We start from the raw sequence: 569 nt of genomic DNA, 5'->3' as shown, positions 1-569 counted from the left end.
CGACTGAAAACCTGAATCGCGGGGATTCCTGTTGGAGCTGATTTGTGATTCATCCTGTCTGGGAGGATGGATCATGTCAGCACCTTTGCCAGATGCACTTCGTGCGCGGTTTCAGAAGTTGATAGAAGAAGGATTGAGCGGGCGTGCAGCGGCGCTGCGGTTGAAGCTCTCCCCGGCTACTGGAGCGCGGTGGAGGCTTGCGATCCGCCAGAGCGGGACGGCTCGTGCCGCGCCGCAGGGTCGCCCCAAGGGCAAAGGCAAACTTGCCGCCCATCAGCTGTTTCTCATCGAAGTGGTTGCGCAAGACGGCGACATCACGATGCCCGAACTCGCCGCCGCCCTGCATGATGCGACAGGCGTTCAGGCCCACCCTGATGCCATTGGCCGGTTTCTGCGCAAGCTTGGCTTCACATACAAAAAAAGACGCTGGTCGCCACCGAGCGACGCCGTGCTTGGGTAAGGAGACAACGCGACGACTGGTTCAGGCATCGCATACCCGCCGTGTCTGACCGGCCGGAACGCGTTGTCTTCATTGACGAAACATCCGTCAAAACAAACCTGACCCGCCA

General features: G+C 59.8%; 2 protein-coding genes. Both read right to left on the bottom strand.

Annotated elements, in window-relative coordinates; genetic code table 11:
* Nucleotides 1-76: 76 nt before the first annotated feature.
* Nucleotides 77-370 (bottom strand): hypothetical protein, encoded by a 294-nt coding sequence (locus tag RXV90_RS25800; protein ID WP_316653300.1) that lies wholly within the window; start codon nucleotides 368-370, stop codon nucleotides 77-79.
* A partial coding sequence (locus RXV90_RS25795) for a hypothetical protein (protein WP_316653298.1) occupies nucleotides 361-569 on the bottom strand: 209 nt, incomplete at its 5' end. The genes RXV90_RS25795 and RXV90_RS25800, both read right to left, overlap by 10 nt.

It is taken from the genome of Ovoidimarina sediminis (genome assembly GCF_032586175.1).
GTDB classification, from domain to species: Bacteria; Pseudomonadota; Alphaproteobacteria; order Rhodobacterales; family Rhodobacteraceae; genus Ovoidimarina; species Ovoidimarina sediminis.
This window is presented reverse-complemented; position numbering and strand designations above follow the sequence as displayed.